Origin of the sequence: Mesorhizobium sp. M7A.F.Ca.ET.027.02.1.1, assembly GCF_004022985.1 — a bacterium.
Classification (GTDB): domain Bacteria; phylum Pseudomonadota; class Alphaproteobacteria; order Rhizobiales; family Rhizobiaceae; genus Mesorhizobium.
In genome coordinates, this window is the sequence record NZ_RZOL01000347.1 from 1 (window position 1) to 6,689 (window position 6,689).

At 63.2% G+C, this 6,689-nt stretch carries 7 protein-coding genes and 1 pseudogene; 3 read left to right on the top strand and 5 right to left on the bottom strand.

What is annotated here, in order from left to right:
• Nucleotides 1-323: pseudogene (locus tag EN749_RS27700) on the top strand (hypothetical protein); the annotation flags it as partial.
• A 14-nt stretch (nucleotides 324-337) separates the two neighbouring features.
• On the opposite strand, the gene ptsP reads toward EN749_RS27700, so the two are convergent.
• From ptsP to EN749_RS27725, 5 genes are all read right to left on the bottom strand, one after another.
• Complete coding sequence (gene ptsP / locus EN749_RS27705) at nucleotides 338-2,323, bottom strand: phosphoenolpyruvate--protein phosphotransferase (RefSeq protein ID WP_128364357.1); 1,986 nt, start codon at nucleotides 2,321-2,323, stop codon at nucleotides 338-340.
• A 56-nt stretch (nucleotides 2,324-2,379) separates the two neighbouring features.
• A complete protein-coding gene (locus EN749_RS27710; RefSeq protein ID WP_128289989.1) occupies nucleotides 2,380-2,760 on the bottom strand; it encodes a PTS glucitol/sorbitol transporter subunit IIA in 381 nt (126 codons plus the stop codon).
• A 108-nt stretch (nucleotides 2,761-2,868) separates the two neighbouring features.
• Nucleotides 2,869-3,870 carry a PTS glucitol/sorbitol transporter subunit IIB gene (locus EN749_RS27715; RefSeq protein ID WP_127397282.1) on the bottom strand — a complete coding sequence of 334 codons (1,002 nt, stop codon included), beginning with the start codon at nucleotides 3,868-3,870 and terminating at the stop codon, nucleotides 2,869-2,871.
• A gap of 16 nt (nucleotides 3,871-3,886) precedes the next feature.
• Nucleotides 3,887-4,648, bottom strand: a complete 762-nt coding sequence (locus EN749_RS27720) for a PTS glucitol/sorbitol transporter subunit IIC (RefSeq protein ID WP_013529328.1) — start codon at nucleotides 4,646-4,648, stop codon at nucleotides 3,887-3,889.
• Nucleotides 4,649-4,736: 88 nt separating this feature from the next.
• Nucleotides 4,737-5,174 carry a transcriptional regulator GutM gene (locus EN749_RS27725; RefSeq protein WP_127809108.1) on the bottom strand — a complete coding sequence of 146 codons (438 nt, stop codon included), beginning with the start codon at nucleotides 5,172-5,174 and terminating at the stop codon, nucleotides 4,737-4,739.
• Between the two features lie 195 nt (nucleotides 5,175-5,369).
• Here EN749_RS27725 and EN749_RS27730 point away from each other — a divergent pair, with 195 nt between their 5' ends.
• Together EN749_RS27730 and EN749_RS27735 are read left to right on the top strand one after the other, a co-directional pair.
• A complete protein-coding gene (locus EN749_RS27730; RefSeq protein ID WP_127397280.1) occupies nucleotides 5,370-6,011 on the top strand; it encodes a hypothetical protein in 642 nt (213 codons plus the stop codon).
• 92 nt (nucleotides 6,012-6,103) lie between these two features.
• Nucleotides 6,104-6,689: HAD family phosphatase (locus EN749_RS27735; RefSeq protein WP_145991025.1), on the top strand; the 586-nt coding region annotated here is incomplete at its 3' end.

Genomic DNA, 6,689 nt, shown 5'->3' on the forward strand with positions numbered 1-6,689 from the left:
GACTGCAGGCAATCGCTGCGACCTGTTCGGCGCTGCTGGTCGAGTGCCTCAGCCAGCGTCCGGTTCGCTTTGCCGAGACCGTGCCGGAAACGCCGGCCGCGATTGCCGGCCGGGCGCTCGACATAAGCTGCCTGGCGCCGCTCGCTTTGGCCTGCGGCCTGGCGACCACCGGCAGCGACGGTGCGCCGGAGCCGGATATGCTGGAGATCGCGATCCTGGCGGCGGATATTCGCCACGACCGCATCGTTCAGGCCTGCGCCAAGGCAAACCCGATCGCTGAACTGACACCGGTGTTCGCCACCTTGCTTGCCCATCTGCCGTAATTAGCCGGTCTGGGCTAGCCTTCAGCGGCCATGGCCATGATCGCTTTCTTGGCGCGCTGGATGGAAGCCGGGCTCATCGAGAGTTCGGTCAGTCCCATCTTCACGAAGGTCGCAATGAGATCGGGACGGCCGGCCGCCTCACCGCACATGCCGACCATGATACCGGCGGCGACGCCGGCTTTTGCCGTTATTTCGATCGCCGACATGACGGCTGGATTGGTGACATCGTTGAGCCTGGCGACGGTCGGATTGAGCCGGTCGGCGGCCATGATGTACTGGGTCAGATCGTTGGTGCCGATCGAGAAGAAAGCAACCTCCTTGGCCAACGTCGGGGCGATCAGCACGGCGGCCGGGGTTTCGATCATGACGCCGAGATCGAATGACGCGTGCGGCACGCCTTCGGCCTTCAGCTCGGCCGTGCATTCGTCAACCAGCACGCGCGTCTGCCTGACCTCTGAGATGTCGGACACCATCGGCAGCATCACCTTGATGTTGCCGTGCACGGCGGCGCGCAGCAGCGCCCGCAGTTGGCGCTTGAAGATGTCGGGCCGGTCGAGACACATGCGGATGCCGCGCCAGCCGAGGAAGGGGTTTTCCTCGTCGGGAAATTCGATGCCGGCAATCGGCTTGTCACCGCCGATGTCGAGCGTGCGCACAATGACCGGATAAGGCGCAAAAGCCTTGGCCAGCGCCGCATAGGTCTCGGCCTGCATGTCTTCCGAGGGCAGATGCATATGGCGCATGAACAAAAGCTCGGTGCGGAACAGGCCGATGCCCATGGCACCAGCCTCTTGCGCCGCTTCGATTTCCTCAAGTGAGCCGATATTGGCCGCGACCTCGATGATCCTGCCGTCGGCAAGCTTCGGCGTCACCGTCTTGAAGATGGTCAGTCCGGCGCGCTCCTTTGCCGCCGCTTCGACGCGGCCGGCGAAATCGGCGCGGGTCGCCTCGTCGGGGTCGATGATCACATGGCCGGCATTGCCATCGAGCGCGACCTCTCGCGCGGTGCGCAAGGCATTGACTTGGCCGCCGAGGCCGAGCACTGCCGGAATGCCGTGCGAGCGCGCGATGATGGCGATGTGCGAGGTGGCGCCGCCATGGCCGCACACCACGCCGCCGATACGCTTCAGCGGCGCGCGTGCCAGATCCCAGGCACCGATGTCGTCGGCGATCAGGATAGCGCCTTCGGGGATGTTTTCGAGGCTGATATCGTCCTGCCCCAGCAACACGAGGCAGATCTGCCGCCCGACCGCATGAACGTCGTCCGCCCGCGCGTTGAGATAGTGATCGTCGACCGCGCTGAATTCGGCGGCAATGTTGGATGCGGCGGTGATGACGGCGGAGACCGCGTCATTGCCGCCCTTGATCAGGCCCTCGGCCTCGCCGGTCAGGCTGTCGTCGGCGGCGATATCGCGCAGCGCTGCGACGATGCCGCGGTCTCCAGCCGACAGGCTATCCTGCGCCAACGCATGATCCATGCGGGCCTGGACCGCGCCGACGGCCGTGCGGAACCTGTCGATCTCGCCTTGTATCTCCTCGGCCTGCAACATGCGGCCCTGGCCAGCGATATCGGCTGGGAAATGCGCAAAGGCCGGGCCGATGGCGAAACCTTCGCTGGCGGCCACGCCGCGCAGGCGGTTTGCCCCGTCAAGTGCCGCCGGCACGGATCCGCGCGCGGGTGCCGCTTCCGCTTCCTGCCCGGCATCGTTCGCCGGGCTCTGCGCTTCCGCTTCATCGTCGAGGCCGGCCCGCGGATTCTCAAGATAGCCGATCAGCGCCTCGAGCGCCTCGATGGCATCGGCGCCATTCGCCCGCACCGTGACTTCTTGGTTCTCCTTGACCGCCAGCAGCATCAGCTTGACCGAACTCTTGGCACTGACCGCCTTGCCGTCCTTGACCAGTTCGACGTCGGATTCGAAACCCTTGGCGAGCTTCACGAACCGCGTCGCGGGACGGGCGTGCAAACCTTCATGCACTCTGACGATGGTCGAGCGTTCCATGGCAAATACTCTGGTTTTGGGCGCCGCTCCCAACATAGGCCGCGGCGCGAATGCCGTCAGGCGGCGATGGTGATGATCGCGCCGGTCTTCAGGGCGGCCACGAGCGCTAGCGGATCGACTTGCGACGCACAGATCTCGCCCGGCCTCTCGGCCTCGGTAGCGCCGTTGAACGAGATGACGACATGGCCCATTTCCAGCACCTTGCTCCACGCGCTGGAGCCGACCGCTGTAATAACAGCGGCAACCGGGCCGAGGGTGATCGAAGCGCCCTTGGCGGGCGCTCCGTCACTTGGTCCCTGCTCCGCCTTGTGGAGCACCGAAACCTCGGCAAGCTCCGGCGGCGAGCCATCCGCAAACAGGATGACCACGCCCCCTTCGGCAAGGTCCGCCACTTCTGGGCCGATGGCAGTGACCCGTGTTCTCAGCAGAACCGTCATATGGCGAACCTCATTTTCTCAACTTTCCCTAGAGCGGTGAACCGCTCTATCTCTTTGTTTTGACGCAATTTCCACGGGAAAGCATTGTGCGCTTTTCCCGGAATTGCCTTAGAACACGATCAGGCTGACGACCCAGGCGATCAGCACCGAAACCGGCCCCATGATCTGGCGGCTGATGAGCACCGCCGGAACGCCGATTTCGATCGTCTTCGGCTTGGCCTCACCGAGCGCCAGGCCGACAGGGACGAAGTCGCAGCCCACCTGGGTATTGTAGGCAAACAGCGCCGGCAGTGCCATCGCCGGCGAGATCGTGCCGTTGGCGATCTGCGGGCCGATGATGGCAACGCCGATGACCTGCGCGATGACAGCGCCTGGCCCGAGGATGGGCGACAGGAACGGCAGGCCGCAGATCGCCGAGATGATCAGCAGGCCGACGATGTTGTTGGCCAGCGGACCCATCGGCTGCGCCAGCACATCACCGATGCCGGTATACAGGATCAGACCGATGAGCATGGTCACGAACGCCATGAACGGCAGCACGTTGCGAATGACCTGATCGATGGTGCGACGGCCGGCATTGAAGAAGATGCCGACGATACGTCCCATGACGCGGCCGATCGTGCTGATGAGGCCGATCAGCCCACCTTCGCTCGGCAGCGGCTGTGGTGCCGCGGCCGCATTGTTGCTTGAACTCATCGCTGCTGCTCCCCCTGCAGTCGTGATCGTTTCGGATCCGTCCGCCATTGTGATGTTGGCCGGCTTCACGCCCGAAACGTAGATGTCCTCGGTGATGAACTGGGCCAGCGGCCCGGATTGACCGACCGGCGTCAGATTGACGGTCGGGATGCGCTTGCGCGGATAGACGCCGCATCGTGCGGTGCCGCCGCAGTCGACGACGACCACCGCCATCTCGCTTTCGATCGGTGGCGCCCTGAAGCCGTCGACGGCCTCGCCACCGGTCATGTCGGCGATAAGCTGCGCCACCGGGTGAATGCCACCACCGGTGACGGAAACGATCTTGCTGCGCTGTTCGGTCGGCTCGATCACGAGCGGGCCACCCCAGCCGGTTTTGCCCTGGGTGATCCTTACGGCTTTGTATGTCTTGGCCATGATGTCCTCCCTGCCCTTACAGCTCGACGCCCTGGCGGCGTGCCATGATGGCGGTGATGCGTTCGGTCAGCATGCCCTTGAGCAGGATGACGACGAGGCCGACGATGGCGTACCAGATCGCCACCTTGACGTGGTAGCCGGCGACGACGACGCCCTTCTTTTCCAGCTCCAGCAGCGCGACGAGAATGCCGCCCCAGACGAAATACTCGCCGGGATTGATGTGCGGGAACAGGCCGAGCGGCGGGTGCACATAGGATACTGCCGCGTCATAGAAGGCCGGCTTGTGCTTTTCTTCCAGGAACGATCCGAACGTATAGGCCATCGGATTGGTGAGGAAGAACACCGCCAGCAGCGGCAACAGCGTGTAGCGCGTCAGCGCGATCCGGCCGGCGCCGCGCGCCAGACCATGCACGCGCTCTTCACCGACCAGTTCGGTGACGGCGTAGAAGGCCGTCATCAGCACCACCAGCGTCGGAATGATGCCGGTGACGAAGCCGGCGAAGACCTCGCCGCCCTTCTGGAAGATGCCGATGAAGTACTTGCCGATGGCGGTCAGCCAGCCGAGCTGCTCTTCCTGCTGGACGTCCTTCAGCTTTTCCTTGAACTGATCGACGGTGATCGGTCCGCTGTCCGCTTGTGCGAGGACAACGAGATGGTCGGAGGCATGCTCGACGGCGAGCTTGCCATGCAATGCGGCATCCGAGACCATGGCACCTGCGACATGCAGATTGTGCACGGCCATGTCGGCATGCTGCGCCAACAACGAAAATACAGACATTTCTCCTCCTTATGCCACCCGCCGGTTGATCCCAGTCGGTGCGCGGCGTCCTCTATCCCTTTGATTTAGAGCCCGAAATTCTCCGGCCCTAAGCCCTTGCTATGTTCAAGCCGGACAGGCCCGGCTTCTTCCCCGGCTCCGACCGTGTCTTGTCGATCTGTTCGATCGCCCGTTTCACGGCCTCGGCCACACCGGGTTCCCCCTCCCCCATGATTGCAGGGTTGGACCGGAGTCTATCGAGGGGAACACCCTCGAATTCTTCATGTCTCTTGAACTTGGTGAAGACGGAACGGCCGCTCATCACCATCAGGCGGCGCACGATCAGATCGGGCGTCACCACGACGAGCGCGATGGTGCCCTTGGCCAACCGGCCGCGAAAATTGCCGGCTCCGACGAAGCCCTCCTTGTACTGGTCGGTGACGCCCCTGAAGACATCCGAATAGTGCCGCATCTGCAGCCAGACGCCGAGCGACTGCAGCGCCCACACAATAACCAGCAGAAGCAGTCCCCACTGCCAAATCGCCATTCGGTTCTCCTCCCGAAGCCTCAGTTGAACCGCACCTTGGACCGGCGCGTGACAACAGCAAAGTGAGAACATTTGTTTCCGAGAATGTCAATATGTATGATATTGGCCTCGGCTGCGGTCATCCACAAGGGCGCTGACCGATTTCGGCCGTGCCACCGTTGTGCTAGGCTGACCGGGAAACAGGATACGAGGAATATGGATCTGCCCTTCAGGGACGAACTGGCCTTGATGCCCGATCTTCGCCATCGGCTGCGGCAGCTGCGCTGGTTCCGCGCCACTTTTCGCGGCAGCGCGAAGGTGGTCTCGGACACGTTCGGCGTGCGCTTCGAGATCGACGAGGCAAAGCTCACCAGGGCCTTTCTCGACTGGGTCGAGATCATGGAGCCGCAGAAGCGCTTCGCCGCGATCGACCGCGCCGACTTCATCGTCTTTGCCGCCGGCCTCGTGCTGCGCGAGTTGATAAAACAGGCGCCGGCCAGGGAAATCTCCAGCCTCACGCAGCTGATCGAGACGGAAACGAACGCCGGCACGCTGGAAATCGTCCGCTTCTGGCCGGAGGGTTTCCTCTACACCAACTACTGCGTCTCGGTGATTTCGGCGATCCACGAGCAGGAATTCGGCACCGCACCCGGCATCGACAAATGCGCCGACGATTTGCGCACATGGTGGTCCTATCGCGAGAATGTGACCGAGATGCCGGCCTATGCGGTGGCTTTCCTCGACCGCTTTCTCGGCGCCGAACCGAACTGGATCACCCCGGATCGCGCACAGTCCCGGCAAGCCATGCAACGGGCGCTCGGGTCTTCCCGTGCGAGCGATGCGTTGCGCCAGCTTTGAGCCCGCTCTTCGCGCCCCAAAAACGCACGCGCTATTGAACATTTGACTTTTTGCCGATAGCGATGTGCGAAAATTGACTTGAGAGGGAAACTGTGGCGCGACCAAGGTCTATTATTTTCGATTGCGACGGCGTTCTTGTCGACAGCGAGCCGCTGGCCGCCCGCGCCTATGAGCGCGTCTACGAAAAGCACGGCATGCCCGGTGTCAACACCAGCATCATCGCCCAATGCATCGGCATGAAGCAGTCCGATATCATCGCCAGGATCAGGGAATTGACCGGGCACCAGTTTCCGGCGGCGGCGGACGGCGACATCTGGGCCGAGACCAAGGTGCTGTTCTCGCAGGAATTGAAGCCGATACCGGGAATCGCTGCGTTCCTCGAGACGCTTGCGGGCGGTCGCTGCGTTGCCTCGTCCTCCTCCGTCGAGCGTATAAACCACAGCCTTGCCGTGACCGGGCTGGCGCGTTTCTTCGGCGATGCGATCTACAGCTCCTCGATGGTCAAGAACGGCAAGCCCGCGCCGGACATCTTCCTCTTCGCGGCGGACAAGATCGGCGCCAATCCCGTTGACTGCATCGTCATCGAGGACTCGCCCTTCGGCATCCAGGGCGCTGTCGCCGCCGGCATGACGGCGATCGGCTACACCGGCGGCGGCCATACCTATGCCGAGCACGCCG

Excerpts from the sequence above, each read along its gene's own strand:
- ptsP (WP_128364357.1), bottom strand. The coding sequence starts at position 2,323 with ATGGAACGCTCGACCATCGTCAGAGTGCATGAAGGTTTGCACGCCCGT.
- EN749_RS27710 (WP_128289989.1), bottom strand. The coding sequence starts at position 2,760 with ATGACGGTTCTGCTGAGAACACGGGTCACTGCCATCGGCCCAGAAGTG.
- EN749_RS27715 (WP_127397282.1), bottom strand. The coding sequence starts at position 3,870 with ATGGCCAAGACATACAAAGCCGTAAGGATCACCCAGGGCAAAACCGGC.
- EN749_RS27720 (WP_013529328.1), bottom strand. The coding sequence starts at position 4,648 with ATGTCTGTATTTTCGTTGTTGGCGCAGCATGCCGACATGGCCGTGCAC.
- EN749_RS27725 (WP_127809108.1), bottom strand. The coding sequence starts at position 5,174 with ATGGCGATTTGGCAGTGGGGACTGCTTCTGCTGGTTATTGTGTGGGCG.
- EN749_RS27730 (WP_127397280.1), top strand. The coding sequence starts at position 5,370 with ATGGATCTGCCCTTCAGGGACGAACTGGCCTTGATGCCCGATCTTCGC.